This window comes from Paracoccus lichenicola, from assembly GCF_009708075.1.
Classification (GTDB): domain Bacteria; phylum Pseudomonadota; class Alphaproteobacteria; order Rhodobacterales; family Rhodobacteraceae; genus Paracoccus; species Paracoccus lichenicola.
On record NZ_WMBT01000002.1, the window covers coordinates 384,669 to 410,238 of the forward strand.

27 protein-coding genes and 3 tRNA genes are annotated in these 25,570 nt (G+C 68.8%); 15 read left to right on the plus strand and 15 right to left on the minus strand.

What is annotated here, in order from left to right:
* Positions 1-33 precede the first annotated feature (33 nt).
* Positions 34-129 (plus strand) — tRNA-Sec (locus GIY56_RS05360).
* A gap of 17 nt (positions 130-146) precedes the next feature.
* Positions 147-533: a hypothetical protein gene (locus tag GIY56_RS05365; protein WP_154763762.1), complete on the plus strand. Its 387-nt coding sequence runs from the start codon at positions 147-149 to the stop codon at positions 531-533.
* On the opposite strand, the gene GIY56_RS05370 is transcribed toward GIY56_RS05365, so the two are convergent.
* Complete coding sequence (locus GIY56_RS05370) at positions 534-923, minus strand: hypothetical protein (RefSeq protein ID WP_154763763.1); 390 nt, start codon at positions 921-923, stop codon at positions 534-536. It abuts the gene before it with no gap.
* A 152-nt stretch (positions 924-1,075) separates the two neighbouring features.
* On the opposite strand from GIY56_RS05370, the gene tig reads away from it, so the two are divergent.
* From tig to GIY56_RS05385, 3 genes are all read left to right on the plus strand, one after another.
* Positions 1,076-2,410 (plus strand): trigger factor, encoded by a 1,335-nt coding sequence (gene tig, locus GIY56_RS05375; protein ID WP_154763919.1) that lies wholly within the window; start codon positions 1,076-1,078, stop codon positions 2,408-2,410.
* Positions 2,411-2,508: 98 nt separating this feature from the next.
* Entirely contained in the window at positions 2,509-2,925 is a 417-nt protein-coding gene (locus tag GIY56_RS05380) for a DUF1489 family protein (protein WP_154763764.1), read from the plus strand.
* A gap of 41 nt (positions 2,926-2,966) precedes the next feature.
* Positions 2,967-3,040 (plus strand) — tRNA-Gly (locus GIY56_RS05385).
* Positions 3,041-3,458: 418 nt separating this feature from the next.
* On the opposite strand, the gene GIY56_RS05390 is transcribed toward GIY56_RS05385, so the two are convergent.
* From GIY56_RS05390 to GIY56_RS05435, 10 genes are all read right to left on the minus strand, one after another.
* Positions 3,459-3,534, minus strand: a tRNA-Phe gene (locus GIY56_RS05390).
* A 39-nt stretch (positions 3,535-3,573) separates the two neighbouring features.
* The gene (locus tag GIY56_RS05395) at positions 3,574-3,789 is read right to left on the minus strand and encodes a DNA gyrase inhibitor YacG (RefSeq protein ID WP_154763765.1); all 216 of its coding nucleotides are present in this window, start codon (positions 3,787-3,789) and stop codon (positions 3,574-3,576) included.
* Positions 3,789-4,838 (minus strand): ribonuclease E/G, encoded by a 1,050-nt coding sequence (locus GIY56_RS05400; RefSeq protein ID WP_154763766.1) that lies wholly within the window; start codon positions 4,836-4,838, stop codon positions 3,789-3,791. Before GIY56_RS05400 ends, GIY56_RS05395 begins: the two co-directional genes overlap by 1 nt.
* Positions 4,835-5,443: a Maf family protein gene (locus GIY56_RS05405; RefSeq protein ID WP_154763767.1), complete on the minus strand. Its 609-nt coding sequence runs from the start codon at positions 5,441-5,443 to the stop codon at positions 4,835-4,837. Before GIY56_RS05405 ends, GIY56_RS05400 begins: the two co-directional genes overlap by 4 nt.
* A gap of 13 nt (positions 5,444-5,456) precedes the next feature.
* Entirely contained in the window at positions 5,457-5,675 is a 219-nt protein-coding gene (gene infA / locus GIY56_RS05410) for a translation initiation factor IF-1 (protein ID WP_036636451.1), read from the minus strand.
* An 86-nt stretch (positions 5,676-5,761) separates the two neighbouring features.
* On the minus strand, positions 5,762-6,817 hold the full coding sequence (locus tag GIY56_RS05415; RefSeq protein WP_154763768.1) for a FliM/FliN family flagellar motor switch protein: 1,056 nt from the start codon (positions 6,815-6,817) through the stop codon (positions 5,762-5,764).
* Between the two features lie 62 nt (positions 6,818-6,879).
* Positions 6,880-9,531, minus strand: coding sequence for an ATP-binding protein (locus tag GIY56_RS05420; protein WP_154763769.1), 2,652 nt, complete (start codon positions 9,529-9,531; stop codon positions 6,880-6,882).
* A complete protein-coding gene (locus tag GIY56_RS05425) occupies positions 9,521-9,802 on the minus strand; it encodes a hypothetical protein (RefSeq protein ID WP_154763770.1) in 282 nt (93 codons plus the stop codon). The genes GIY56_RS05420 and GIY56_RS05425 overlap by 11 nt, the downstream gene beginning before the upstream one ends.
* Before the next feature lie 5 nt (positions 9,803-9,807).
* Entirely contained in the window at positions 9,808-10,164 is a 357-nt protein-coding gene (locus tag GIY56_RS05430; protein ID WP_154763771.1) for a response regulator transcription factor, read from the minus strand.
* A 76-nt stretch (positions 10,165-10,240) separates the two neighbouring features.
* Complete coding sequence (locus GIY56_RS05435; RefSeq protein WP_154763772.1) at positions 10,241-11,494, minus strand: helix-turn-helix transcriptional regulator; 1,254 nt, start codon at positions 11,492-11,494, stop codon at positions 10,241-10,243.
* A 175-nt stretch (positions 11,495-11,669) separates the two neighbouring features.
* Between GIY56_RS05435 and GIY56_RS05440 the strand changes: the two genes are divergently transcribed.
* The 5 genes from GIY56_RS05440 to GIY56_RS05460 all read left to right on the plus strand — a co-directional run bounded on the left by GIY56_RS05440 (position 11,670) and on the right by GIY56_RS05460 (position 16,741).
* Positions 11,670-13,067 carry a helix-turn-helix domain-containing protein gene (locus GIY56_RS05440; RefSeq protein WP_154763773.1) on the plus strand — a complete coding sequence of 466 codons (1,398 nt, stop codon included), beginning with the start codon at positions 11,670-11,672 and terminating at the stop codon, positions 13,065-13,067.
* Positions 13,068-13,245: 178 nt separating this feature from the next.
* Positions 13,246-14,538 (plus strand): M23 family metallopeptidase, encoded by a 1,293-nt coding sequence (locus tag GIY56_RS05445; RefSeq protein WP_230312287.1) that lies wholly within the window; start codon positions 13,246-13,248, stop codon positions 14,536-14,538.
* On the plus strand, positions 14,528-15,019 hold the full coding sequence (locus GIY56_RS05450; protein WP_154763775.1) for a bactofilin family protein: 492 nt from the start codon (positions 14,528-14,530) through the stop codon (positions 15,017-15,019). Before GIY56_RS05445 ends, GIY56_RS05450 begins: the two co-directional genes overlap by 11 nt.
* Positions 15,020-15,170: 151 nt before the next feature.
* Positions 15,171-16,019 carry a fumarylacetoacetate hydrolase family protein gene (locus GIY56_RS05455; RefSeq protein ID WP_154763776.1) on the plus strand — a complete coding sequence of 283 codons (849 nt, stop codon included), beginning with the start codon at positions 15,171-15,173 and terminating at the stop codon, positions 16,017-16,019.
* Positions 16,019-16,741, plus strand: coding sequence for an SDR family oxidoreductase (locus GIY56_RS05460; protein ID WP_154763777.1), 723 nt, complete (start codon positions 16,019-16,021; stop codon positions 16,739-16,741). Before GIY56_RS05455 ends, GIY56_RS05460 begins: the two co-directional genes overlap by 1 nt.
* Here GIY56_RS05460 and GIY56_RS05465 read toward each other — a convergent pair.
* The 4 genes from GIY56_RS05465 to GIY56_RS05480 all read right to left on the minus strand — a co-directional run bounded on the left by GIY56_RS05465 (position 16,738) and on the right by GIY56_RS05480 (position 19,595).
* Complete coding sequence (locus GIY56_RS05465; protein WP_230312289.1) at positions 16,738-17,535, minus strand: DUF2189 domain-containing protein; 798 nt, start codon at positions 17,533-17,535, stop codon at positions 16,738-16,740. The two genes, GIY56_RS05460 and GIY56_RS05465, sit on opposite strands and share 4 nt — an antisense overlap.
* A gap of 68 nt (positions 17,536-17,603) precedes the next feature.
* On the minus strand, positions 17,604-18,098 hold the full coding sequence (gene coaD, locus GIY56_RS05470) for a pantetheine-phosphate adenylyltransferase (RefSeq protein ID WP_154763778.1): 495 nt from the start codon (positions 18,096-18,098) through the stop codon (positions 17,604-17,606).
* A 79-nt stretch (positions 18,099-18,177) separates the two neighbouring features.
* Positions 18,178-18,639 carry a CBS domain-containing protein gene (locus GIY56_RS05475; protein WP_154763779.1) on the minus strand — a complete coding sequence of 154 codons (462 nt, stop codon included), beginning with the start codon at positions 18,637-18,639 and terminating at the stop codon, positions 18,178-18,180.
* A gap of 59 nt (positions 18,640-18,698) precedes the next feature.
* Complete coding sequence (locus GIY56_RS05480; RefSeq protein WP_154763780.1) at positions 18,699-19,595, minus strand: LysR family transcriptional regulator; 897 nt, start codon at positions 19,593-19,595, stop codon at positions 18,699-18,701.
* Between the two features lie 96 nt (positions 19,596-19,691).
* On the opposite strand from GIY56_RS05480, the gene GIY56_RS05485 reads away from it, so the two are divergent.
* The 5 genes from GIY56_RS05485 to mmsB all read left to right on the plus strand — a co-directional run bounded on the left by GIY56_RS05485 (position 19,692) and on the right by mmsB (position 25,530).
* Complete coding sequence (locus GIY56_RS05485; protein ID WP_154763781.1) at positions 19,692-21,191, plus strand: CoA-acylating methylmalonate-semialdehyde dehydrogenase; 1,500 nt, start codon at positions 19,692-19,694, stop codon at positions 21,189-21,191.
* 100 nt (positions 21,192-21,291) lie between these two features.
* Positions 21,292-22,422, plus strand: a complete 1,131-nt coding sequence (locus tag GIY56_RS05490; protein ID WP_154763782.1) for a carboxylate-amine ligase — start codon at positions 21,292-21,294, stop codon at positions 22,420-22,422.
* Between the two features lie 65 nt (positions 22,423-22,487).
* Positions 22,488-23,636, plus strand: coding sequence for an acyl-CoA dehydrogenase family protein (locus tag GIY56_RS05495; RefSeq protein ID WP_154763783.1), 1,149 nt, complete (start codon positions 22,488-22,490; stop codon positions 23,634-23,636).
* Positions 23,636-24,643, plus strand: coding sequence for an enoyl-CoA hydratase/isomerase family protein (locus GIY56_RS05500; RefSeq protein ID WP_154763784.1), 1,008 nt, complete (start codon positions 23,636-23,638; stop codon positions 24,641-24,643). Before GIY56_RS05495 ends, GIY56_RS05500 begins: the two co-directional genes overlap by 1 nt.
* Positions 24,640-25,530, plus strand: a complete 891-nt coding sequence (mmsB, locus tag GIY56_RS05505; protein ID WP_154763785.1) for a 3-hydroxyisobutyrate dehydrogenase — start codon at positions 24,640-24,642, stop codon at positions 25,528-25,530. Before GIY56_RS05500 ends, mmsB begins: the two co-directional genes overlap by 4 nt.
* Positions 25,531-25,570: the final 40 nt, after the last annotated feature.

The following is a 25,570-nucleotide window of genomic DNA, read 5'->3' on the forward strand; positions in this document are numbered from 1 at the left end:
AACCCCCATCGCGCCGACCTGTTCGGCGAGCCTGGAAGGGAATCGTCCCCGGTGGGGCGGCCGGACTTCAACTCCGGTTGGGGCAGCGAGACTGTCCCGGGTGGGTTCGACTCCCATTCCCTTCCGCCATCCTCCGAAGGCCATGCATGAGCGAGACCGATTTCGACGACTGGTTGCAGGCGGAATACGCCGAAACGCAAGGCTTCACCGTCCTGATCGTGCTGCTGGGCCTCGGCGGAGGCCGCGTCGATCTGCTGAAATCGGCGCATCTGCACGTGATCGGCGACGAGATCCACTGGCCCGACATGGCGGGCTATCTGGACGGATCGGGCATGGCCTGGGATGCGGTGGCGCTGTTCCGGGCGGGGCGCGAGGGGCTGGTGGCCGACGATGTCGCGCGCGACCGGCTGGACCAGCTGGTGCGCGCGCTGAACGGCGATCGGACGCTGATCCGCGAGGCCGCGTTCTTCAACCGCGACGGCTTGCGGCTCCGGCTGGACGATGCCGAACCGCAGCCCCCGGTTCTCAACTGATCAGCAGTTCGGACCCGTCTGCAGGGCCACCGGTTCGGCCCGGCCCTTGAGATCCAGCCCGCGCGCCGTCGGCGGCTGCCAGGTGGGCGAGGTCGTGAGCGCGCCCTGCGCGTTGGTGCCCAGATGCGACCCGCCCAGGCCCCCGCTCCACCCGCTGCTGCCCGCGTTGTTGGCATCGGTGCTGTCGGCTCCGGGCTGAGGCGGCGTCGCGTTCTCGGCCAGGCTGTCCGTCGCGGGACAGGCGCCTTCGCCGGACTGTCCCTGCACTTCGGTCTGGTCGGCGGAAGCCCTGTCCGGGGCGCGGGGCAGGTCAGCGACCGGGGCGGTTTGTGCCCAGCCGGTGCCCAGGGCAAGAAGGCTGGCGGCAAGAAGGACGCTGATGCGGGTCATGGCGGGGCCTGTAGGGAAACGGGGTAAGGTCGGACACAAACGCCCGCCCCCATTCCGCAGTTCCGCTTGCAGCGGCGCGCGCCCGCGACTAGAAGGGCGGGAATTTTTCAGGCCGCCCCGGCTTTGGCGGCCCTTATGGCATGAGGACGATGATGCAGGTCACGGAAACCCGGAACGAAGGTCTCAAGCGGGGCTACCAGTTCACCCTGCCGGCAGCCGATCTGGCCGCAACGGTCGATGCGAAGCTGAAGGAAGCGCAGCCCGAAGTCGAGATGAAGGGCTTTCGCAAGGGCAAGGTGCCGATGGCCATGCTGAAGAAGCAGTTCGGCCCGCGCATCCTGGGCGACGCGATGCAGGAAGCCATCGACGGCGCGCTGAAGCAGCACCTGGACACGTCCGGCGACCGCCCGGCCACGCAGCCCAAGGTCGAGATGCAGAACGGCGAGACCTGGAAGGAAGGCGACGACGTGGTCGTCAACGTTTCCTACGAGGCGCTGCCCCCGATCCCCGAGGTGGATCTGTCCAGCCTGACCCTGGAAAAGCTGACCGTTCCGGCCGAAGACGCCGCCATCGCCGAGGCGCTGGAGAACCTGGCGAAATCGGCGCAGTCCTTCGAGGATCGCGAGACCGGCAGCGCGGCCGAGAACGGCGACCAGGTCATGATCGACTTCAAGGGCTTCGTGGATGGCGAGGCTTTCGAGGGCGGCGCGGGCGAGGATTACCCGCTGGTCCTGGGATCGAACAGCTTCATCCCCGGCTTCGAGGACCAGCTGGTCGGCGCCAAGGCGGGTGACGCCGTGACCGTCACCGTGACCTTCCCCGCCGAATACGGCGCCCCCCATCTGGCGGGCAAGGAAGCCACCTTCGAATGCACCGTGAAGGCCGTGAAGGCCCCCAAGGCATCCGAAATCGACGACGAACTGGCCAAGAAGTTCGGCGCCGAGGATCTGGAGGCCCTGAAGAAGCAGATCGCCGGCCGGCTGGAACAGGAATATGCCGGCGCCGCCCGCGCGATCCTCAAGCGGTCGCTGCTGGACCAGTTGGACGAGAAGGTGAAGTTCGACCTGCCCGAATCGCTGGTCGAGGCCGAGGCGCAGCAGATCGCCCACCAGCTGTGGCACGAGGAAAACCCCGAGGTTCACGACCACAACCACGGCCACGTCGAACCCACCGCCGAGCACAAGACCCTGGCCGAACGCCGCGTCCGCCTGGGCCTGCTGCTGGCCGAGATCGGCCAGAAGGCCGAAGTCACCGTCACCGACCAGGAGATGACCCAGGCCGTTCTGCGCGCCGCCCGCCAGTATCCGGGCCAGGAACGCGCCTTCTTCGAGTTCGTGCAGCAGAACCAGGCCGTCCAGCAGCAACTGCGCGCCCCGATCTTCGAGGACAAGGTCGTCGATCACATCGCCGAACAGGCGCAGGTCAGCGAAAAGACCGTGACCAAGGAAGAACTGGAAAAGGCCGTCGAGGCGCTGGACGAACTCTGATCGTCCCGCTTTGCCGACACCAAAGGCCGCGCCATTCCGCGCGGCCTTTTCATTTGGTTAACCTTGTGGCGCGTCCCCCTGCCTCTTATCTTGCGGCCATGTCACATCTCCACCTCATGAAGCTTTGCGTGGGCGCCGAAGGCCCCGAGGATCTGGCCCATTGGCAGCGCCGCTTCGGCGACGGTCCTGCCGTCCACGTCACCCGCATGTGGCCCAAGCGGGAAGAGGAACTGCTGGCGGGCGGGTCGATCTTCTGGGTGTTCAAGGGGGTGATGCTGGCGCGCCAGCGGATTCTGCGGCTGGACGAACACCGTCACGACGACGGCATCCGCCGCTGCGCCCTGATCCTGGACCGCGACCTGATCCCCGTGACCGCCGTGCCCCGCCGCCCCTTCCAGGGCTGGCGCTATCTGTCGGCCCAGGACGCCCCCGCCGACATGGCACGCGGCCGCGCGGGCGACACCGCCCTGCCCCCGCAGATGGCGGCGGCCCTGGCAGAAATGGGCCTTGTCTGACGCTTGACGCCGCCCTTTTCATGGGGTAGCGAAAACGCCACGCGGGTGTAGCTCAATGGTAGAGCAGCAGCTTCCCAAGCTGAATACGAGGGTTCGATTCCCTTCACCCGCTCCATTCCTTTCCTGCTGCCTCGTGAGTCGATCGCGTTTTTCGCGAAGCAGAATATCGCGGCGGGCAAAGGGCTGGTTCCGGCCGGAATCCTGAACCTGGACACCTGCCATGGGCAAGCCGAAGCGGCTTGAACCGTTTACAACTGCTGGCGGACACGAGGATCCTGATTCCATCAGCGAAACCCTCTGGTCCTGTCTTCCACCGGTGCGATGGTTTCGGGTCCCGGACCTTGGGGTCCAGCGTCTTGCAGCGGGAATGCTTGACGATCCACAGAGCAGCGGTACGGGGCGACGTTCCTTTTTGTCCGGAAGTTAGTCCCCTGCAACCAAACGGAACACGCCGTAACCGAAACAGGATAGTGTAAAACCGATTGTAAAACTTCCGACCTTGCTGGAAACGCGCCTGTCAAACCGTTGATTTATGGTGCCCGGAGACGGATTTGAACCGCCGACACGCGGATTTTCAATCCGCTGCTCTACCAACTGAGCTATCCGGGCATCCTTGCGCACCGTTCGGCGCGTGGCGTGACGCGGTGTTTACGGGCGCTTGCCGCGACTGTCCAGACCCCCGTCGCGGTTTTTTTCATGCCCCTCGCCATCCGGGACCCCATCCGAGGCAAGGTCGTCCAGCGGCTGGCCGGGGATCACATAGGCACCGCGCAGCCAGCGTCCCAGGTCGATGTCGGCGCACCGCTTGGAACAGAAGGGGCGGTATTGCGGCACGCCGGCCTTGTTGCAGATGGGGCAGGCCATCAGCGGTCCCCCTGCGCCAGCCGCCGCAGCGGGATGCGGTCGCGTTTGCGGTTGATCTCGTAAAGGCCCATCGTGGTCCAGCCGATCAGCGAGGTTTCCGCCGCCTCGCCCTTGAAGGCGGCGCGCAGGACCTGGTCCAGCGTGGCGCGGTCGCGCTTGGGGATCGGCGCGAAATCCACGACCACCTGCCCGCCAAGACCGCGCAGGCGCAACTGGCGCGGCAGGTCGCGGGCCAGGGCGATGTTGGCCTTGAGCGCGGCGGCGGGGCTGGTGTCGTTGCCGGTGTTCACGTCGATGGCGACCAGGGCGCGGGTCGGCTCGATGACGGCATGGGCGCCGCCGGGAAGGGCGATGGCGGGTGACAGCAGCGCATCGACGGCCTCGAGGACGCCGCAGCGGGCGAAGCTGTCATCGCCCTCCTCGACCGCGTCGGGGGCAGGATCGGCCCATTCCATCCAGGCCTGTTCGTGCGGGGTGGCCGCGCCCAGCAGCAGTTCGGGTTGCCCGGCCTGTTCGGCCCCGATCCGGGCGGACAGGTCCAGAAGGCCGCGCAGTTCCTCGGCGATGTCGTCGGGATCGGCATGTGCGGCCAGGCTGCGGACGATGATGCCGGTGCCTTCGGGCGGTGCCGCGGCGGCGCCCAGGGCCTCCAGCTCGGCCCGCAGATCCTCGTCCTTGATGCGGCGCGAGACGTTGATGCCCGGCGCGCCGGGCGTCACCAGCACATGCCGGCCCCGAAACAGGATGCGAGAGGTCAGGGGCACGGCCTTCCCCTCCTCGGCCACGCCCGTGACCTGGACCAGCAGGGACTGTCCCTCGCCCAGGCCCGAACGGTCGCGCAGATAGCCGCGCTGGCCCTCGGGCAGGCGCAGGAAGACGCCGCCCTGCCCCTTCATCAACCGTTCCACCACGCCCCGGCAGATGTCGCCGGGAACCAGGGGGGCAAGGTCGCTGGAATCGACCAGCAGGTCGGTCAGGCACCCGTCCTCCATCAGCGCGGCGGCCTCGGCCCCGAACAGTTGGCCCAGAACGACCTGGCGTCCCTTCATGGCGCGGTTCCCTTCATGGTGATGCCGCTGGCCGCCAGCAGCGCGGCGGTTTCCGCCAGGGGCAGGCCCACGACGGAGGAGAACGACCCCTGGATCCAGGGAATGAACGCGGCGGCGGCGCCCTGGATGGCATAGCCGCCTGCCTTGCCCTGCCAGTCGCCGATGTCGAGATAGGCTTCCAGTTCCGCCGCGCCGATGGGCCGCATCCGCACGGCCGTTTCCACCAGCCGGTCGCGGATCCTGTCGCCCTGCCGGACGACGATGGCGGTCAGCACGCGGTGGCGGCGGCCGGACATGAGACGCATGAAATCGGCGGCCTCGGCCCGCGAGGCGGGCTTGCCCAGGATGCGCCGGCCGACCGCCACGGTGGTGTCGGCGCAGAGCAGCACATCATCCGGGGCAAGGTCGAAGGCTGCGGCCTTGCCCCCCGCAATGCGGCGGACATAGTCGCGCGCATCCTCGGCCTTCAGCGGGGATTCGTCGATATCGGCGCTGCGGACCTCGTCGGGGACGATGCCGATCTGGGCCAGAAGCTCCAGCCGGCGGGGGCTGGCCGAGCCGAGGACAAGGCGCGGGCCGTCGCGGCGCGGCACGGGCGCGGTCATCGCGGCGCCCACGTCATTTGAAGCGGTAATTGATCCGTCCCTTGGACAGGTCATAGGTGTTCATTTCCACCTGCACCTTGTCGCCGGCAAGGACGCGGATGCGGTTCTTCCGCATCTTTCCTGCCATATGCGCAATGATCTCATGGCCGTTTTCCAGCTCGACCCTGAACGTCGCATTCGGCAGGAGTTCCTTCACGACGCCAGGAAATTCGAGCATTTCTTCCTTGGCCATGGTCACTCCATTCTGATCGCCCCACCTGATTCGGGACCGGGGTTAGATGCGGCCGGAACGCCGGGATTTCAAGTGTAAAGAATAAATCACCCGCCCGACGCCAGCCGGACGGAAGGCTTGCCGGCGTCCTCGTGGACCAGGGACGCGGTGCGGAACGGGTCCGTTTCGGACAGATCGGCAGGCTGCGCAGGGACCGGCAGGGCAACGGGGCCGGAGGGCTGTTCGGCGGCAGAGCGGGAGGGATCCTGAAGGCGCAGCGCATGGCAGCCTTCCGCTTCGCCCAGCTTGCCGGTGGCCAGCAACTGGCCGTCGCGCGTTTCCAGCCGCGCATCAGTCAGGATGACGCGCGGCAGGGGCAGCAGCTTGCCGGGCACCAGCGCGCGCAATTCGCCCAAGGTCACGGTGCGGCGGCAAAGGACGCCCACCACCTCGACCGGGGCGGCGGTCATGGCGGCGGCAAGGGTGGCGCCCGTGGGGACCGGAACCGGGGCTGCGGCTGTCGGGGCCTCGACGGGACGGACCTCGGCCTTGTGCGGCAGGGCGATCAGGATGCGGCCGTCGCGCGTCTCGGCCCCGCCGAAGCGCAGGTCGAAGGACAGGCTGCGATAAGGCCGATCCTCGAGCATCAGGACCAGGGGCCGGGGATCGTCCAGGTGGGTGGCATAGCGATAGCCGCCGATCGGGCCGAAGCCTTCGACCGCCGCCATCTCGGTCCCCAGTTCCGCCATCAGCGCGTTGACGAAATCGACGCAGATCGCCGCGTCGCTGCGGGTCAGGCGGCGGCGTTCGGCGGGGCGCGCGGTGACGCGGCCCAGGGCCTGGACCTCGATCAGGGCGGTCACGGTCTCGAACCCGAGGGCCATGGCGCCGATCTGGTCGCCCGGTCCCTGCAGGACCACCAGCAGGGATTGTTCCGGAAACAGCTCGGGCAGTTCCCCCAGCGTGACGGCACCGGGCTTGATGTCGATGGGCAGCACCGGCAGGCGGTACAGCCGTTCGGCGGCCCGGGCGACCGCGTTGGCGGCGGCGCGGGCGGGCGACAGGGGCTGCGGCTGCGGCAACCGCGCGGGCTTGTCCGCCCCGCCCTGCGCCCGCGCCCGAAGCAAGGCCTGCAGCCGTCCCGCCTGTCCCTGTTGCGCCATGGTGAACCCCGAATCGCCCGTTTCCTGTCCTGCACCGTGGCAGGAAGCGGTTGAGAAAGGGTTTACGCTCGCCGCAGCCCCGCATTGACCGGCACCGGCGGGCGGCGCGGCAGCAGGATGCGGAAGGCCGCGCCGCCCTGGCCGGGCAGATAGGTGATCTCTCCGCCCAGGTTGGCCATGATCTCGCGGCAGATGGCCAGGCCCAGGCCTGCGCCACCCGCCCGCGCGGGATCGTTCAGGCGGGCGAATTTCTCGAAGATGAGGGCCTGGCGCGCGGTCTCGATCCCGGAACCGTTGTCGATGATGTCGATCTGCGCGCCGCCGCGCAGGGTCCGGCGGACGCGAATCGCCAAGGCGGGGGGTTCGGCGTCGCAATACTTGCGGGCGTTGCTGATGACGTTGATCAGGACCTGCAACAGCCGGTCCGGATCGGTGATGACGCCCACGTATTCGGCCAGCGGTTCCCGGTCCACGCGGAACACCCGCTCGGGACGGGTGGCGGATGCGGCCGACAGCGCGCGCTCGATCAGGTCGTGCAGGTTCGCGGGCGTGATCGACAGCTGCGCCTGGCCGCTTTCCAGCACCGACAGGTCCAGCAGATCGTCCAGCAGCCGCGTCAGGCGCCCGGATTCGTCATAGATGATCTTGGCGAAGCGGTCGCGGTCGGCATCCGGCAGGTCGGGCGTGCGCAGGATTTCCGAAAACGCCCGGACCGAGGTCATGGGCGTGCGCAATTCATGACTGATCTGGCCCAGGAAGGCGTCCTTTTGCACCGACAGGGCGGTCAGCTTGTCGTTCGCCTCGCGCAATTGCCGCGCGGTGCGGGCCAGTTCGGCGCGGGCGTTTTCCAGGCGCTGCGTTTCCTCCTTGGCGCGCTGCGCCTCGGTCGCGACCTGCATCAGGTCGGACACGGTCAGTTCCGCCCCGCCCGCCACGCTGTCGATCATCGCGTGCGCGGTGGCGGCCCCGATGGATCCGGCCAGCCGCCGTTCCAGGCGCGTCAGGAAGCGTGGCGTGAGATCGGGCAGATAGCCGGACTTGCCCTGGAACGCGGCCTCGGCCTGGAAAAAGCGCAGCGCATCTTCGGCCCCCCAGACACGGCGGGCCATGACCAGCAGCGGTTCGGCCTGGTCGGCCCCGCGCGCAAGGCGGCTGTGACGGATCGGATCGACGGCGCTGACGAAGGACAGGCCCTGCAGGCGTTCCACCGGGTCGGGCATCCCGAAGATCGACAGCCCGATGAAGGCCAGCGTGTTGACCGCCAGCGACAGGAAGATCGCGAAGGCCAGCGGGTCCACGCCCTGCGGCACCGGCGGGGGTGCCCCGATGCCCACCGAGGGCAGGAAGATCATCGCCAGCCACAGCGCGAAGCCGCTGCCCACCCCGCCAAAGGCGCCCCGCCGGTTGGCGCCGCGCCACAACAGCCCGCCGATCATCGCGGGCAGCACCTGCGCCATGCCGGTAAAGGCCACCAACCCCATGGCCGCCAGCGCGGCGGTGCCGCCCGTCGCCTGGTAATACACCCACCCCACCGCCATCACCGCCAGGATCGCCAGCCGCCGGGCGTTGAGGACGAAGCCGCGCAGATCCTCGGGGTCGTCCCCCTGCGGCTTGCGGCGCAGCATCAGCCACAAGGGCACCAGCCAGTGGTTGGAAATCATCGTCGCCAGCGCGATGGTGCAGACCACGACCATGGAGGTCGCCGCCGAGAACCCTCCCAGGAAGACCAGGAAGGCCAGCCAGTTCTGCCCCGATTGCGCGGGCAGCGTCAGGACATACAGGTCGGGGTTGGCGTCCGCGGGCAGCATTTGCTGTCCCATCACCGCGATGGGCAGGACGAACAGCGACATGGCGAACAGATAGGCCGGGAAGGCCCAGCCTGCGGTAGACAGGCGATCCTCGTCCGCGGCCTCGACCACCAGCACCTGGAACATGCGCGGCAGCGCGATGACCGCCGCGCCCGACACGATCAGCAGCGCGGTCCAGCGGTCGGGGCGCAGGATCCAGCCCGGATCCCCCGCGCGGGCCGCGATGCGGTCCAGCATGTCGGCGGGACCGTCGGCCAGCCCCCAGACCACGAAGACGCCAAGCGCCAGAAAGGCCGTCAGCTTGACCAAGGCTTCCAGCGCGATGGCGGTGACGACGCCGTGGTGGCGCTCGTCTGCGGCAAGGTTGCGGGTGCCGAACAGGATGGTGAACAGCGCCAGCCCCCCGGCCACCCACAGCGCCGTTCCCCCGCCCCCGGCCAGGGGGATGTCGGTCAGGCTGTCGGTCGCGAAGACCTCGAAGGACAGGCTGACCGATTGCAGTTGCAGCGCGACATAGGGCGTGGCCGCGATCACCGCGATCAGCGTGACCAGGGCCGCCAGCCGGTTCGACTTGCCGAACCGGGCCGAGATGAGGTCGGCGATCGAGGTGACGTGGTGCATCCGCGCCACCCGCACCAGCCGCCGCAGCCCCCACCAGGCGCCGGTGAAGACGACCGTCGGTCCCAGATAGATCGTGGCGAATTCCAGCCCCGAGCGGCTGGCGTAACCCACCGCGCCATAGAACGTCCAGGCCGAGCAATAGACCGACAGCGACAGCGTATAGACGACCGGATGATCCAGCCAGCGCACGTGGCCCCTTGATGCCGCGCGGTCGGCGGCAAAGGCCACGCCGAACATCAGCGCAACATAGGCAAGGCAGCCCGCGACCAGCGCCTCAAAGGGCATGGCCGTCGTCCTGCGTGATGGCCTGGCTTGCGCGCAGGGTGGCGGCATCGGCGCGGCGCAGCGCGCGGTGCAGCGCCCAGATGGCGGCGATCAGACCGGCCCAGATGCCGAACAGCCAGACCGCGCCTGCGGCAAAGCTGACCTGGGCGGGCATCCACCAGACCGGCACCAGGATCAGCCCCGCCGCCAGAACCGGCAGCACGCGCGCGGCGTCCCCCAGCCTGCGGCGGCGGAACGAGGCGCGTTCAAGGAACAAGGGCCGGTCGGGCATGGCGGTCAGTTCAGCATCCGGCGCACCATCGCGCGCAACTCGTCATTGGCGAAGGGCTTGGCCAGCACCGCATCGGCCTGCGGCAGCGACAGGGACGCCTGCCCCCGCGCCGTCAGCATCAGCACCGGCGTCGCGGCAAGCCCCGGGTCGTGGTCGCCGCGCAGCTCGGCCAGGATTTCCGTCCCCGACCGATGCGGCAGCATCACGTCCAGGATCACCAGGCGGGGTTTTTCGCTGCGGATCGCCTCGATCCCGCCCAACCCGTCGGGATGCAGCCCGACCTGCCAGCCCTCGCGGGTCAGGATGAAGCGCACCGCCTCGGCGATGTTGGGTTCGTCCTCGATCATCAGGATGTCGAGCATACCGCCAGGACCCCCTCTCCCTCGGGCATTTGCCGCGATAATGGGACGCGAGGGTCATTGCTGTCAAAGCCTGTCTTCAGGCCGTGGCCAGGATCGAGGGTTCGCGCCGCGCCACGCAGTCCGCGCGCGGGCAGATACGGCAGGCGGGACCGATCAGCAGGTCCGGGCGGGCGGGCGACCCGGCCTCGTCGGGCAGGATCAGCATCTGCGCGCGGGTCAGCACCGGGCCGCCCGCGCCCAGCGGCTGGTCGCGCGTGGCCAGCGACAGGGTGCGGAAGCGCCGCCCCGACGGCGCCTCGACCAGGGTGGCGATGGCGGTCTGGGGGCTGGCCAACGCCTGGAACAGCGGCCAGAGCGGGCAGGCGTCCCCGGGGCGGGGCAGCGGAAAGCCGGGCGCGGGGCGGCGCAGGGTCAGCGCGCCCGATCCGTCGCAGACCAGAAGCCCGGCGGATTCGAACCCCGCGGGCTTCAGCACCGCCAGACGCCGCATCACCAGATCCAGCGGCACGCGCAGCCGTGCGGCCATGCGCAGGGGATCGGGATCGGCGGCGGCGGCGGCCAGGACATCGTCGGGCAGGGCCGCGCGGTCCTCCTCCATCTGCCGCAGGTGAACGCGCGCCATGGCCCGCGCGGCGTCGGATGCCAGGTCGCCCGCCCCTTCGACAGGGGGGGCGCCTGCGGCAAGCCAGGTCTCGACCTCTTCCTGCGGGGTGAAGATCGCGCCCTGCGTGTCGAAGCTGTCCAGATAGGCCACCAGCGCCTGCGCCGTGCTGGACAGGCGCAGGCTGTCCGCGTCCAGGTTCGCGTGAAAGCGCGCGCGCCAGTCGGGCGGGATCTCGCCCCCCTCGGCCAGGATGGAGGCCGTGGACCGGACCGAGGTGACGGCGGACAGCACCTCGTGCAGCGTGGTCAGCAGATAGGGGTCCTGCGTCATGCGGTCCGACAGCGTGACAAGCTGGCGTTCCAGCGCATCGGCCCGCCGCGCCAGGGCGATCACGGCCCCGGCCCAGCCGGGAAAGCGGGCCAGCAGTTCGGGCGCCTGGTCCACCTCGGGGGCGGCATCGTCGGGCAGGCGCACCGCCGCCTCGCGCAGGGCGGCGATCAGCGCCTCCTCCCGCCCCTCGGCCAGTTCGGCCGCCGAGACATCCAGCGCGGCGGCAAGGCGCAGGACCAGATGGTCGCCGACGGGGCGGTGATTGTGTTCGATCAGGTTCAGATAGGCGGCCGAGATCCCCGCCGCCCGCGCCACATCCGCCTGCCGCCGCGACAACGCCAAGCGGCGTTCGCGGATGCGGGTTCCGGTCAGGATGCGGCTGCCATGCTGCTTCATGGCGCGATGAAAGCGCGGCGACGCGGCCCGCGCAAGCCGCAACGATATCTTAGGCTTTTTGCGCCAGGGTCGGGGCATGATCCTGACCCGCGCCCTTCCCCTTCCCACCATCACGGCCCTTGCCCTGGCCGCTTTGCAAACGCTAATGCGGCTTTTGCAAAGGTGGAGGGGGATGATGGCAACGCAGAAGATTTACGCAGGCACGTCCTTGCGCGAAACGCGGGGGCGCAGCGGGCTGACGCAAAAGCGGTTCGCGGAACGGCTGGGGGTGTCGCTGCCCTATCTGTCTCAGATGGAAAACAACCACCGCCCGATCTCGGTGGGCGTACTGCTGCGGCTGGCGCAGGAATTCGGCGTCGATCTGTCTACACTGGCGGCGGGCGACGCCGAACGCATGGTGATCGACATGCAGGAGGCGCTGGCCGACCCGCTGTTCGACGCCGCGCCGCCCCTGGCCGACCTGCGCCTTGCCGCGACCAATGCGCCGGTGCTGGCGCGGGCCTTCCTGGACCTCTACCGCGCGCACCGGCAGGGACAGGAGCGGCTGGCCGCCCTGGACGAGGCGATCGGCGCATCGGGCCAGAACGCGCTGTCCACCCCGTGGGAGGAGGTGCGGGACTTCTTCCATTACTGCGACAACTACATCGACGCCGTGGACCGCGCGGCGGAACGATTCGCCTGCCCGGCAGGCCAGCGGCTGGACCCCTGGGACGCGGGCGTGGCGGCGCTGGCGCAGCGGGGCATCCGGGTGACGCGCACGGAACTGCCCGCCAATGCCGTCTTCCGCCGGGCGGGTGCGGAGATCCACGTCAATGCCGCCGCCGAGCAACCGACCCAGGTCTTTCAGTTGCTGCACCTTGTCGCGCTGGAACGCCAGTCCGGCCTCTTGGACGCGACGCTGGATCTGGCGCGCTTCCGCAGCCAGACGGCGCGGGACGTGGCGCGCGTGGGGCTTGCCAACTATTTCGCGGGCGCGGCGCTGATGCCCTATCGTGCCTTCCTGGCGGCGGCCCAGGCCGAACGGCACGACCTGGAACGGCTGTCGCATCTGTTCGGCGCCTCCCTGGAGCAGGTGGCGCACCGGCTGTCCACCCTGCAACGCCCGGGCGCCAAGGGCGTGCCCTTCTTCTTTGTCCGCGTCGATCAGGCGGGCACCATCACCAAGCGCCATTCCGCCACGCGTCTGCAATTCGCCCGCTTCGGCGGCGCCTGCCCGCTGTGGAACGTCCACCAGGCGTTCGAGCAGCCGGGCCGTTTCCTGCGGCAACTGGCCGAAACGCCAGATGGGGTGCGCTATCTGCTGATGTCGCGCGACGTGTCCAAGCACGCGGGCGCCTTCAACGCCCCGGTCCGCCGCTTTGCCATCGGCCTGGGCTGCGAGGTGACCCATGCGGGCAGCGTCGTCTATGCCGACGGGCTGGACCTGACCAAGCCGCGTGCCTTTGAACCCATCGGCATATCCTGCCGGATCTGTCCCCGGCCCGATTGCCACCAGAGGTCCGTGCCGCCCATCGACCGGCCCTTGCGGATCCCGGCGGACCGGAACGGACCCCTTCCCTATGAAATCTCGTGACAGGGAAACAACATCTTGTGTGCGTCGGCGGATTTTCGCCCGCCGGGGCGAGGTTCCGCGCATGACGGGAACCGAATGCCGTGCGTCTGTTGCCAGGAAGGCACACATGCGGTTTACCCCGACCCAATTGGAACCAGATCGCTCGACTGAATCGGGGCGCGACGCCGGGGGACCTGAATTGTCAAACGTAACCAACCGCCTGAATGCCGCGCTGGAACGGATCCTGCCCGAAAAGCGCCTGTTCCTGCGGTCCGATGACGACAGCCGGTTCGTTCGCCTGCGCCCCTTGACCCAATTGGCTGCGCTCAGCGGCATCACCCTTGCCTTCGGCTGGACCCTGGTTGCCAGTTCCGTCCTGGCCATCGACGCCATGGGCGCGGGATCGTCCCGCGACGGGATGATCCACACCCAGGCCGCGTTCGAGGAACGCCTGACCCAGCTGTCCCGGGAACGCGACGCCCGCACGGCCGAGGCGCTGGCGGCGCAGAACCGCTTCACCGTGGCGCTGGAGCAGGTTTCGCAGATGCAATCGCAACTGCTGGCCGCCGAGGAACAGCGCCGCGAGCTGGAGGCGGGGCTGAACGTGGTCCAATCCTCGCTGCGCGATGCGCTGGCCGAACGCGACGGGCAGCAGGCGGTGGCCGATGCGGGCGGGACCGATGCCGCGTCCGACTCGGACGAGGTGACCGCCGCGCTGGACATCGTGACGGGCGAATTGCGCCAGGCCGCCGACGAACGCGCGACCGCCGTGCAAGAGGCCGAACAGGCCCGGCAGGCGGTCGCGGAACTGTCGGTCGAGCGCGCGCAGATCCTGGCGCGCAACGACGAGATCCTGACCCAGCTGGAAGACGCCGTCACCGTCTCGGTCGAGCCGCTGGACGACGTGTTCCGGTCCGTGGGCATGAACCCCGAGGACGTGCTGGAAACGATCCGCGAGGGATACTCCGGCCAGGGCGGGCCGCTGACGCCGATGGGCTATTCCACGCGCGGCGACGCGGCCCTGACCCACAGCGAGACGAAGGCCAACCAGATCATCGTCACGCTGGACCAGATGAACACCTATCGCATCGCCATGGAAAAGCTGCCGCTGGCGATGCCGGTCAAGCAGTCCTTCCGCTATTCCTCGGGCTTCGGGCGCCGCTGGGGCCGCGCGCATGAGGGCATCGACATGGCCGCGCCCGTGGGCACGCCGGTCCACGTGACGGGCGACGGGGTCGTGACCTTCGCGGGCCGCCAGGGCGCCTATGGCAACCTCATCAAGATCGAGCATGAACTGGGGGTCGAGACGCGTTACGGCCACCTGTCCCGGATTCGCGTGAAGGTCGGCCAAAGGGTGTCGCAAGGCGAACGGATCGGTGATATGGGCAATACCGGACGCTCGACCGGGCCGCATCTGCATTACGAGGTGCGCATGAAGGGTCGGGCCGTTGACCCGATGAGCTTCATCAAGGCTGCAAGCAATGTTCAGTAAGACCCGCGTGACCGAGAAACCGCAGACGATGCCCTCCGCCGCCCCCGCCTCGCCCGAGGCTACCGTCGCTGCCCCGGCTTTCGAGCGGAGCGAAACCCCGGCAACGGCGCCTGCGCGCAAATCCGCGCCGTCGATCCTGTCCCCGGACCTGACGGTTGTCGGCAACATCCGCACCGAGGGCGACATCCAGATCGAAGGCACGGTCGAGGGCGACATCCGCGCGCATCAACTGGTGATCGGCGAGACCGCCACCATCCGCGGAGAGATCGTCGGCGACGAGGTCGTCGTGAACGGTCGCGTGGTGGGCCGCGTCCGGGGCCTCAAGGTGCGCCTGTCGGCCAGCGCGCGGGTGGAAGGCGACATCATCCACAAGACCATCGCCATCGAATCCGGCGCGCATTTCGAAGGCTCGGTCCAGCGGCAGGAAGACCCCATCGCCAACGGCCCGACCAAGAAGCTGGCGCCCCCGACCTCGGAATAATCATCCCGTCCCGACACGACGGCCCGCCCCTGCGCGGGCCGTTTTTCCGTGCCGGTTTTCGCCGTTTGCCGCATAAAGCATCTGGCAATCGGGGGAAATCAGGCGCTGCCATCCGGGCTAGGCTTGCCCGTCACCGCAAGGGGGAGGATGCATGAAATTTCTGAGACACGGCGCAAGGGGCGCTGAAAAGCCGGGGCTTCTGGACCAGGACGGCCGGGTGCGCGACCTGTCGGCCCATGTCGCCGACATCACCGGGACCTGCCTGACGCGCGACGGCCTTGACGCGCTGCGCGCCCTGGACCCGGCCTCGCTGCCCCTGGTCGCGGGCACCCCGCAGGACGACCTGCGCCTTGGCGCCTGCGTGGGCGGGGTGGGCAAGTTCCTGGCCGTGGGTCTCAACTATGCCGACCATGCCGCCGAGGCCGGGATGGAGGTGCCGGCCGAGCCGATCCTGTTCACCAAATGGACAAGCTGCATCGCCGGGCCGGACGACGACCTGGCGCTGCCCGCCGGTTCGACCGCGACGGATTGGGAGGTCGAACTGGGCATCGTCATCGGCGACGGCGGGCGCGACATCGCCCCGGATGACGCCGCGCGGCACATCGCCGGATACTGCGTCATCAACGACATCAGCGAACGCGACTGGCAGTTGCGGCGCGGCGGCACCTGGGACAAGGGCAAGGGTTACGACGGCTTCGGTCCCATCGGTCCCTGGCTGGTGACGGCGGACGAGGTTCCCGACCCGCGCGCCCTGCGCCTGTGGCTGGAGGTGGACGGGCGCCGCTTCCAGGACGGCACCACCGCGACGATGGTCTTCGGGCCTGAGGAGATCGTGGCCTATGCGTCCCGCTTCGCCACGCTGCATCCGGGCGACGTGATCGCCACCGGCACGCCGCCGGGCGTCGGCATGGGGCAAAAGCCCCCGGTTTATCTGCGGCGCGGGCAGGTGATGCGGTTGGGGATCGACGGGTTGGGGCAGCAGCGGCAACGGGTGGTCTGATGCCCGGCGCGCCGTCGATCATCATCACCGGCGCGGGCAGCGGCATCGGGCGGGCCACCGCGCGGCGGTTCCTGGCGGCGGGATGGCGGGTCGCGGTGCTGGGGCGCAGGGCGGATGCGCTGCGCGAGACGGCGGGCGACAGCCCTGCGCTGATCCTGTCCTGCGACGTGACGGATGAGGGCGCCGTGGATGCCGCCTTCGACCGCGCCCATGCCGAATGGGGTCGGCTGGATGTGCTGTTCAACAATGCCGGGCGCGGCGCGGATCCGGCTACGCCCGACGCGATGGACCCCGCCACCTTCCGCGAGGTGATGGCGGTGAACGTCACCGGCATGTTCCTCTGCGCCCGCGCCGCCTTCCGGCTGATGCGGGCGCAAGCGCTGCAGGGCGGGCGGATCATCAACAACGGATCCGTTTCCGCCCATGCGCCGCGCCCGGGATCGGTCGCCTATACCACGTCGAAACATGCGGTCACGGGCCTGACCAGGTCGCTGTCGCTGGACGGCCGCCCCTTCGGCATCGCCTGCGGCCAGATCGACATCGGCAATGCGGCGACGGACTTGCTGATGCAGGTCAGCACCAACGCGCCCGGGGCGGAACCGATGATGGATGTCGCCGTCGTGGCCGACGCGGTGCTGCACATGGCGGGCCTGCCCCCCGGCGCGAACGTGCAGTTCATGACCGTCATGGCCACCAACATGCCCTTCATCGGGCGCGGCTAGTCCCCCATCACCCGGCGATAAACATGCCAGCTTGCGTGTCCCAGCACCGGCAGCACGATCAGCAGCCCCAGGAAGCCCGGCAGGATCGCCAGGAACAGCCAGACCGCGATCAGCGCGGCCCAGGCGGCCATCACGCCCGGGTTTTCCGCCACCGCCCGGCACGAGGTGATGATGGCGGTGATGAAGTCGACCTCCCTGTCCATCAGCAGCGGCAATCCCACGACGGTAAAGGTGAACAGCACCGCCGCGAAGCCGCCGCCGATGATCGTGCCCAAGACCAGCATCACCAGCCCCCGGCCCTGGAACAGCACCTCGGGCGAGGACGTGATGTTGGTCAGCGCCGACACGCCCATGAACAGCGCGAAGACCGTGTGGGCCACGAAGACCCAGAACATGAACAACAGCAGGATCACCATCGCCATCGACGGGATCTGCCGCTGGCGCTGTTCGAAGACCACGCGCAGGATGCGGGCGGTGTCCAGGGCCTCGCCCGCCTCGATCCGGCGGCTGACCTCGTAAAGGCCGGTGGCGGCGAAGGGGGCGATCAGCGGGAATCCCAGGATGAAGGGGATCAGCCACCAGTCCTGCCCGGATGCAAGGGCGACCGAGGCCAAGGCCCAACCGCCCAGCACGTAGAAGGCCGAGAACATCAGGCCGAAGGCGGGCGCGCGGCGGAAATCGCGCCAGCCCAGGGTCAGCGCGTCGGACAGATCCGACAAGGTGATATGGCCGGGTTCGGGAATGGCGTCGGGCAGGTCGGCATGGTCGCGCACGGGCAGGTCGGATCGGGTCAAGGATCCCTCCGGTCAAAGATGGCGCGCGTTCGCGATGATGCTAGCACCGCGGCGGATTGTCGCAAGCCTTATCCGCGGTAACGGTCCGCCAGGGCCTGCGCCACGGGGGGCGTCACGAATTTCGACACGTCGCCGCCAAGGCGCGCGATCTCCTTGACCAGCTTCGAGGCGATGGCCTGGCGGCGGGCGTCGGCCATCATGAACACCGTCTCGATGCTGGCATCCAGCGCGCGGTTCATGCCGACCATCTGGAATTCGTATTCGAAATCGGCCACCGCGCGCAGACCGCGCACGATCACCTGCGCGCCCACGTCGCGGGCGCAGTCGATCAGCAGGTTCTCGAACGGGTGCACCACGATCTCGCCCCCGGTGCGGTCGAGGATGGGGGCGCATTCGGCCTGCACCATCGCCACCCGCTCCTCCAGCCCGAACAGGGGGGACTTGTCGCGGTTGATGGCGACGCCGATCACCAGCCGGTCCACCAACGCCATGGCGCGCTGGATGATGTCGACATGGCCCAGCGTGATCGGATCGAAGGTGCCGGGATAAAGACCGATGCGCATGAACGGGCGCCCTTATGCTTGCCTGCCCCGCAGGGAAAGCGGATTGCTGTGGAGATCGCAAGCGATCGCGGGCCGCCCCTCAGGCGCCCATGATCATGCCGGTCAGCGCCTCTTTTTCGGCGGCCAGTTCCTTCAGCCGCCCGCTGACCGCGTCGCCGATGGACACCACGCCCAGCATGTTGCCGTCGGGGTCCACGACCGGCAGGTGGCGGAACCGCCCCTGCGTCATGCGTTCCAGGATCGCCAGGGCGTCGTCGCCCATGGTGCAGGTCTGCACGTCGCGGGTCATCACCTCGGAAATGGGGGTGGACAGGGCGTCAGGGCCGCGCGCGCCAAGCTGGCGCACGATGTCGCGTTCCGACAGGATGCCCTGCGGCTTCCTGCCGTCCTCCGACACCACGACCGCGCCGATGCGCCGTTCGGACAGCATCTTCACCGCCTCGCCCAGGGTCGCGTCGGGGCGGATGGTCAGGATCGTCTGCGCCTCGATCCCCGGCTTGCCCGAGGCGGACTTCATCGACAGCAGCTGATTGACGAGCATGGGGTATCCTCCGGTGGCGATTGTGCTTGAAACCATCCTTTTCCCGGAATCGTGATCCGTCAAGGGCAACGAAGCTGCCCTTCCAGGCGCGCGACCTCGGCCCGCAGCCCTTGGGCCAGAAGGTCGGCCAGCAGCGACAGCCGGCGCGAGGCGCGATCGTCGGCATGGCGGATCAACCAGAAGCTGCGGGTCAGGGCGATGCGGTCGGGCAGGATCAGTTCAACGCCGGGCGCGAAGGGGATGGCGAAGTCATGCACGATCCCCACCCCTGCCCCGGCCCGGATCGCCTGCATCTGCACCGAGACCGAGTTCGAGGTGATCGCCGCCGTTTGCACCCCGGTCTGCGACAGGTAATCCAGTTCCCGGTCGAAGATCATGTCGGGAATGTATCCGATCATCCGGTGGTGGCGCAGATCCGTCAGGTCGCGGATCGGCGGGGCGGCGCGCAGGTAATCGGCGTGCGCGGCCAGGTGCAGGCGGTAATCCGTCAGCCGCTGCACCGTCAGCCGCCCCGTGTCGGGGGGCGACACGGCCACGGCCATGTCGGCCTCGCGCTTCGTCAGATTCACCACGCGCGGCAGGGCGACGATCTGGATGTCCAGCCCCGGATGGGCGGCGCACATGTCGCGCGCCACCTGCGGCAGCAGGTAATTGGCGCAGCCGTCCGGCGCGCCGATGCGCAACTGGCCGGTCAGCCCCGCCTCGCGCCGCACGGCCTCGGCCGCGGCATTCGCGCCCTGTTCGGCGGCCTCGGCGGGGGCCACCAGCCGCGCGCCCTCGGCGGTCAGCGCATAGCCCTGCGGGGTCTTGGCGAACAGCGCGGCGCCGACCGAGGCTTCCAGCCGGGCGATCCGCCGCCCGATGGTGGAGGCGTCCATGCCAAGACGACGCCCCGCCCCCGACAGGCTTTCGCTCCGCGCGACTGCCAGAAAGATGCGCAGATCGTCCCAGTCCATCATGCCCCTTTGCAGAAACGCAAAACGCCTTTGCCATCATTCGTCTTTATCTGGCAATTCCGCAAGGCTAGGTTACGGGCAACTCAGGAGGATACCATGGAAGAACTTTCGCACTGGATCGACGGCAAAGAGGTCAAGGGCACCTCGGGGCGTTTCAGCGATGTCTACAACCCCGCCACGGGCGAGGTGATCGCCAAGGTGCCGCTGGCCACCCCGGCCGAGCTTGACGCCGCCATCCAGAGCGCGGCCCGCGCGCAGGTCGGCTGGGCCGCCACCAACCCGCAGCGCCGCGCCCGGATGATGATGAAGTTCGGCCAGCTCATCAACGAGAACATGGACACGCTGGCGGAACTGGTCTCGCGCGAACACGGCAAGACCCTGCCCGACGCGCGTGGCGACGTGCAGCGCGGCCTCGAGGTGATCGAGGTCTGCATGGGCGCGCCCGCCATGCTGAAGGGCGAATTCACCGACAATGGCGGGCCGGGCATCGACCTGTATTCCATGCGCCAGCCGCTGGGCGTGGTCGCGGGCATCACGCCCTTCAACTTTCCGGCGATGATCCCCTTGTGGAAGATGGGTCCGGCGCTTGCCGCGGGCAACGCGATGATCCTGAAGCCGTCCGAACGCGTGCCCTCGACCTCGATCATGCTGGCCAAGCTGGCGCAACAGGCCGGGCTGCCCGACGGCGTGCTGCAGGTCGTCAACGGCGACAAGGAGATCGTGGACGCGATCCTGGACCACGAGGTGATCCAGGCGGTGGGCTTCGTGGGATCGACCCCGATCGCGCAATACATCTATGGCCGCGCGGCGGCGAACGGCAAGCGCGCGCAGTGCTTTGGCGGCGCCAAGAACCACATGATCATCATGCCCGACGCCGATCTGGACAAGGCGGCGGACGCGCTGATCGGCGCCGGTTTCGGCGCGGCGGGCGAACGCTGCATGGCGATTTCCGTTGCGGTGCCGGTGGGCGAGGCGACCGCCGATGCCCTGATCGAGAAGCTGGTCCCGAAGATCGAAAAGCTGAAGGTCGGTCCCTATACCGCCGGCGACGACGTGGATTTCGGCCCGGTCATCACCAAGGCCTCGCAGGACCGCATCAACCGGCTGATCGCCTCGGGCGTGGACCAGGGGGCCGATCTGGTCGTCGATGGCCGCGACCTGAGGATCCAGGGCTATGAGAACGGGTTCTTCTGCGGCCCGTCGCTGTTCGACCGCGCGACCCCGGACATGGAGATCTACAAGGAGGAGATCTTCGGCCCGGTGCTGACCACGGTGCGCCGCGACAGCTATGAGGACGCGCTGAAGCTGGTCATGGACAACGAATACGGCAACGGCACGGCGATCTATACCGCCGATGGCGACACGGCGCGCGACTTTGCCAGCCGGGTCAACGTGGGCATGGTCGGGATCAACTTCCCGATCCCGGTGCCGCTGTCCTATTACAGCTTCGGCGGCTGGAAGAAATCGGCCTTCGGCGACCTGAACCAGTACGGCCCGGACGCCTTCCGCTTCTACACCAAGACCAAGACCGTGACCGCCCGCTGGTTCTCGGGGATCAAGGACGGCGTGGCGCTGAACTTCAAGGCGATGGACTGACGGCACGGGGGCGGGGTTCTTCCCCGCCCTTCCTGCACCCGCCCCTTGCATTGTCGAAAGGCACGGGCTTCCATTGCCCCACATCCGGCGAGGGGTGCCCATGACCGACGATCCCGACCTTACCCTCGGCATCGAGGAAGAATACCTTCTGGTCGATCCCGCGACGGGCGACCTTGCGCCTGCGCCCGACGCGCTGATGGCGGAATGCAAGGCAGCCCTGGGCGACAGCGTCAGCCCGGAATTCCTGCGCTGCCAGATCGAGGTGGGCACCCCCGTGTCCGCCGACATCGTTCAGGCGCGCGGCCACCTGGCGCATCTGCGCCGCACGGTGGCGCAGGTTGCGGGGAACTTCGGGCTGGCGCCGATCTCGGCCTCGTGCCACCCCTTCGCGGACTGGCGCGACCAGCACCACACCGACAAGGACCGCTATCACCAGCTGTCGCGCGATCTGGCGGCGGTGTCGCGGCGGATGCTGATCTGCGGGATGCATGTCCATGTGGGCCTGCCATCGCCCGCGCTGCGCATCGACCTGATGAACCAGATGGCCTATTTCCTGCCGCACCTTCTGGCGCTGTCGGCGTCCAGCCCCTTGTGGCAGGGCAGCGACACGGGGCTGGCCTCCTATCGCACCACGGTCTTTGGCGGGATGCCCCGCACCGGCCTGCCCCCGCAGTTCGGCAGCTGGGACGATTTCGACCGGTCCGTCCGCGCGCTGGCCGATCTGGGCGTGATCGAGGACAGTTCCAAGATCTGGTGGGATCTGCGCCCATCCTCGCGCTTCCCGACGCTGGAAACGCGGGTCTGCGATGCCTCGCCCCGGCTGGACGACACGATCACGCTGGCCGCGCTGATCCAGGCCACGCTGCGGATGCTGTGGCGCCTGTCGCGCCGGAACCAGCGGTGGCGGCAATACGACACCTTTCTATTGGCCGAGAACCGCTGGCGCGCCGCCCGCTATGGCATGACCGAGGGCATCATCGACTTTGGCGCCGGGCGGATCATCCCCTTTGCCCAAGCCGTCGAGGACTGGCTGGCCCTGATCGCCACGGACGCCGATGCCCTGGGCAGCCAGCCGCAGGTGGCCCGGACCCGCGACATCGTGGCGGCGGGCGGATCGGCCGCGGGCCAGCGGGCCGTCCTGGCGCGCGCCACCGCCGCCGGGGCCACGCAGGCCGAGGCGATGGTGGAACTGGTGCGCCACCTGATCGCGGAGTTCCACCACGGCCTGTGACCCTTGCCAAGGACCGGCAAGCCAGGCAATCAAACGCATGTTCAATTTCGGGGAGGGATGAGGACATGGACTTCGCGTTGACCGAGGAACAGGGGGCCATCTTCGACATGGCCCGCGATTTCGGGATGGAGCGCATCGCCCCTCATGCCCGCCAGTGGGAATCCGACGGCACCATCCCGCGCGCGTTGTGGGCGGATGTCGCGGCCCTGGGCCTGGGCGGCCTTTACGTGGCCGACGAATACGGCGGCGCGGGCCTGTCGCGGCTGGACGGCACCCTGGTGTTCGAGGCGCTGGCGATGGCCTGCCCCTCGGTCGCGGCGTTCCTGTCGATCCACAACATGTGCGGCGGCATGATCGACAAGTTCGGCTCCGCCGACACCAAGGCCCGCTGGCTGCCCGGATTGTGCGGCATGGAGACGGTGTTTTCCTATGCCCTGACCGAACCCGGCAGCGGATCGGACGCCGCCGCCCTGCGCACGCGGGCGGAGCGCACCGACGGCGGCTGGCGGCTGAACGGGACCAAGGCCTTCATTTCCGGCGGGGGCTATTCCGACGCCTATATCGTCATGGCCCGCACCGGGGCCGATGGACCCAAGGGCATCAGCGCGGTGATCGTGCCCGACGGCGCCCCCGGCCTGTCCTTCGGCGCGCCCGAGGACAAGATGGGCTGGCGCGCGCAGCCGACCGCGCAGGTGCAGTTCGACGATTGCGCGATCCCCGCCGACGCCCTGCTGGGGGACGAGGGGCGCGGCTTTGCCTATGCCATGGCGGGGCTGGACGGGGGTCGGCTGAACATCGCGGCGGCGGCGCTTGGCGGCGCGCAGGCGGCGCTGGACGCAACGCTGGCCTATATGGGCGAACGGCGCGCCTTTGGCCAAAGCCTGGACCGGTTCCAGGCGCTGCAGTTCCGCCTGGCCGAAATGGAAACGGCCCTGCAATCGTCGCGCGTGTTCCTGCGTCAGGCGGCCTGGAAGCTGGACACCGGCGCGGCGGACGCCACCCGGTTCTGCGCGATGGCCAAGCTGCACGTCACCGACCGGGCGTTCGAGGTGGCGAACCAATGCCTGCAACTGCATGGCGGCTATGGCTACCTGGCCGATTACGGGATCGAGAAGATCGTGCGCGACCTGCGCGTCCACCAGATCCTGGAAGGCACCAACGAGATCATGCGCCTGATCGTCGCGCGCGCGATGCTGGCCGAACGGGGAAACTGATGGACGACCTGAACATCCGCATATCGGGCCGCGCCGGTCGCCTGACCTTCAACCGCCCGCAGGCGCTGAACGCGCTGAGCCACGAGATGGCGCTGGCGATCCACCGCACGCTGGACGGCTGGCGCGACGACCCCTGCGTCGATCTGGTCATCATCGACGCCGAAGGGGACCGCGCCTTTTGCGCGGGCGGCGACATCGCCGCCGTGTATCGCGCGGGCCTAGCGGGCGATCACGTCCTGGGGCAGCGGTTCTTCGCGGACGAATACCGCATGAACGCGGCCATCGCCGATTACCCCAAGCCCGTCGTGGCTTTCATGCAAGGCTTCGTCATGGGCGGCGGCGTGGGCGTGGGCGGGCACGCCAGCCACCGCATCGTGGGCGACAGCACGCAGATCGCCATGCCCGAATCCGGCATCGGGTTGATCCCCGACGTGGGCGGCACCTGGCTTTTGTCGCGCGCGCCGGGGCGGATCGGGGAATACCTGGCGCTGACCGGGGCGCGGATGGGCGCGGGCGACGCGATCCACGCGGGCTTCGCCGACATCTACCTGCCCGAGGACCGCTGGCCCGACCTGATCGCCCGGCTGGAGACGACGGGCGACCTGTCCCTGATCGAAGGCGAGGACGCGCCCACCGCACCCCTGCGCACGATGGACCTGTCCCCCTTCGCCGAGGAGACCGTGGCCGACATCATCGACGCCCTGGAACAGGACGGCGATGCGCAGACCCTGAAGATCCTGGCGGGCAACTCGCCCCTGTCCATGGCCGCAAGCCTGGCGATGGTCCGTGCGGCACGTGGCGACGCCCGGATGCAGGACTCGCTGGCCCGCGAGTACCGGTTTACTTACCGCGCCACCCGGGACAGCGATTTCCTAGAAGGCGTGCGGGCGCAGATCATCGACAAGGACCGCAAGCCCCGCTGGATGGCGGACGCCGGCCCTGCCCATGTGGCCGCGCTGCTGGCGTCCTTGGGGGAGCATGAACTGACCTGGAGGGAACCGGCATGAAGATCGCATTCATCGGCCTTGGCAACATGGGCGCGCCCATGGCGCTGAACCTGGCCCGCGCGGGGCACGAGGTCACGGGGTTCGATACCGCCGCCCGGCCGGAAGGGCTGGATCTAGCCGACAGCGCCGCAGCCGCCGCCACGGATGCCGACGTGGTCATCACCATGCTGCCCAACGGGGCGATCCTGCGGGCGGTGGCCGATCAGGTGATCCCCGCGATGAAGCCGGGGGCGGTCCTCTGCGACTGTTCCACCGTGGATGTGGACAGCGCCCGCGCGGTGGCCGATCAGGCGCGGGCGGCGGGGCTGGATGCGCTGGACGCGCCGGTCTCGGGCGGGATCGGCGGGGCGCAGGCGGGCACGCTGACCTTCATGGTGGGCGGGTCCGACGACGCCTTCGCCACCGTCACGCCGTTGTTCGACATCATGGGCCAGAAGGCCGTGCATTGCGGTGCCTCGGGCGCAGGCCAGGCGGCGAAGATCTGCAACAACATGATCCTGGGCGTCACCATGATCGCCACCTGCGAGGCCTTTGCCCTGGCCGACAAGCTGGGTCTCGACCGCCAGAAGATGTTCGACGTGGTGTCCACCTCATCGGGCTACAGCTGGTCGATGAACGCCTATTGCCCCGCGCCGGGCGTGGGACCCAAATCGCCCGCCGACAACGGCTACAAGCCGGGCTTTGCTGCGGAACTGATGCTCAAGGACCTGAACCTGTCGCAGGCCGCCGCGCAATCGGCCGGGGCCGACACGCCGATGGGCGCGCTGGCGCGGCAGCTTTACCGGCAGTTCGTCGAGGACGAGGACGGGCGCGGCCGAGACTTTTCGGCAATGTTGCCACGCTTCGCCGGAAAAAGCCGCCAGACGGAAGGAACCGGGGGCTTCTGACGGAACTTGCGCCGCCCTCGGCAGGTTTTTGCCTTGCATG